The 2336-nt window shown below is 41.0% G+C and carries 1 protein-coding gene and 2 pseudogenes; all 3 read left to right on the forward strand.

Annotation, left to right across the window (positions count from 1 at the left end):
- Nucleotides 1-685 (forward strand): annotated as a pseudogene (locus tag UYC_RS0130610) (hypothetical protein); the annotation flags it as partial.
- Between the two features lie 37 nt (nt 686-722).
- Nucleotides 723-1994 carry a glycosyltransferase family 2 protein gene (locus tag UYC_RS0130615; protein WP_016877965.1) on the forward strand — a complete coding sequence of 424 codons (1272 nt, stop codon included), beginning with the start codon at nt 723-725 and terminating at the stop codon, nt 1992-1994.
- Nucleotides 1995-2080: 86 nt separating this feature from the next.
- A pseudogene (locus UYC_RS0130620) lies at nt 2081-2336 on the forward strand (hypothetical protein); the annotation flags it as partial.

The following is a 2336-nucleotide window of genomic DNA, read 5'->3' on the forward strand; positions in this document are numbered from 1 at the left end:
GATACATAAACTTAATAATGATTCTAAAATAGATATTCTTAGTACAAGAAATAGATGTGCTGTTTACCAAAAAGGTATTGTAGATGGGAGTGAAGTTCTCCTACCTAACTTCAATGAGGAAGTTCCTCCTCTGCAATTTTTTCTAGATACTGTTCATGGTAAATACAGCGGCTATCAGTGGATGCAAGGAGGAGGCATAGTCGGAAGAATTGATGCGCTTGTCAGTTTGATAGTTGTAATTTCTCAAAGGTATCCAGGGACAAGAAGTGAAGACACTCATCTGACTATCCTAGCCAAATATGCAGGATTTGCAGCTGAAATATTCACAAATGTTGTTTCTACGAACAGAACTCCTAGCCTGACAGAAATAACAATGGATAAGCCACCTAAAAAAGCTTGGATTGAACAAGTGTCTAGATGGAATGCTGGGCATCAAGGATTGGAGTTATGCTATGGAGAACATAATATTAAGTCAATAGTGTCTGACGACTTTCCTTGGTCTATTTTTACAGCACCAATTGATTTTTTGAAAAGGTTAAAGAGAACAGATAAATTTACTTTATCTACGGTAATTCATAAATTTAAAGTGTTAGCGATCGCCTTTGCCGCATCGCGAAACATCAAGAAGAGGAATTCACAAAACCCTGACATATTACAAGGAAACGAAGCGAAAGCTATTTGGTGAGGTATCCAAGCAGAGTTAATTCGTTTGAGGTAAATCGATGAATGAGTTAGCGATCGCTATTTTTGGAATTTTGGCAGTTTTGGTGATTTTGCAGACGCGTTATGCACTGGCTTTTGTATCATCACTGAGTTTGCCAAGCTCAAAGTCTATCCAAGATAAGTTGTTACCCAAAGCGGCAGTTATCCTTTCCCTGCGAGGTGCCGATCCATTCTTAGCCAACTGTGTGCGTGCCCTGCTCTACCAGAACTATCCACAATACGACTTGCACATTGTCGTTGATAGTCAGGAAGATCCAGCCTGGCATATCGTCAACGAAACGATCCAACAAGCCAGAGCAATGCACGTCACGCACGTCCAAGTCAGCCCTTTAGTTGCTCGGCACAACACTTGCAGTCTTAAATGCAGTGCGCTAGTTCAAGCCATATCTGCACTAGATGATTCTTATCAGGTAGTGGCTTTGATAGATGCTGATGTCATCGCCCATAGGAACTGGCTGCGCGAACTAGTTGCACCACTTATGGACGAGCGGATCGGAGCTACTACAGGCAACCGTTGGTATACACCGCATACCAAACAGTGGGGTTCACTGGTTCGATATGCATATAATTCGGCATCTGTTGTCTCCATGTATATTTACAGATACGCTTGGGGAGGCTCTATGGCAATGAAGCTTTCCGTATTGCGGCGATCGCAACTTTTAAAGACATGGACGCAAAGCATTTCCGTTGATGCCCCAGTTCACAGAGCTTTGCAGAAAATCGGCTTAAAAGTGAAATTTGTGCCTACAGTTATGATGATCAATCGCGAGGAATGCGATTTAGGACAATGCTTGCGCTTCATTAAACGCCAATTACTCATGCCACGCCTCTATCACCCAAAATGGATGCTATTTTTTGCCCAGGTATTAGCACCCACATTTGCTCTTGTAATAGCAATCGGACTACTGCTAATTTCCTTAGTCAGTGGCAACATTGCTGTTGCAGGTTGGGTAGGGGGTGGATGCGTCGGCTATATTCTGGCAATGGCTCTTTTGCTTACACTCTTAGAGCAAGGTGTGCGGCGAGTGGTTGGGGAATATGGCGAACCGACGAAGAGCTTTTCGTTTCAATTGATCACGAAAATTTTGCTGGCAATTCCACTGGCGCAATTAGTTTCTGCACTTGCAACAGTATTAGCCTTATTGACGCGAAATGTTGAGTGGCGTGGTGTGGTGTATCAAATTAAAGATCCTTACAACGTTCAATTACTTGAATATCATCCTTATCAAATCTCGCTTCAACCACTCGATCATAAAGCTTCAATTGTTTAATAAAAAAACAATCTAGGCTTTTCTCAGCAATACGGCAAGGTTAAATAATCACAAAAAACCTGTGTTAATGCAAGGAGAATCAAGCAATGCTTTTAAGTAATCTCAAGCAATTTGTCACCTATGGATTATCAAGTAACATTTCAGAAGAAAAAGTTTCATTACGTGAAAAACAAGATAGAAGATTGAGAGAAGACATCAAAAGTGTTTTATCTTACCGAGAATGGATTCAGAGGATAACTAACAATACTTTTGACAACACAAGAGTAATAGGAATTGTAGCTGCGGCAAAAGGAGCCGAAAATTATCTACCATATACTATCCCCAAAATCATTACACAAATTT

This window comes from Chlorogloeopsis fritschii PCC 6912 (assembly GCF_000317285.1).
GTDB lineage: Bacteria > Cyanobacteriota > Cyanobacteriia > Cyanobacteriales > Nostocaceae > Chlorogloeopsis > Chlorogloeopsis fritschii.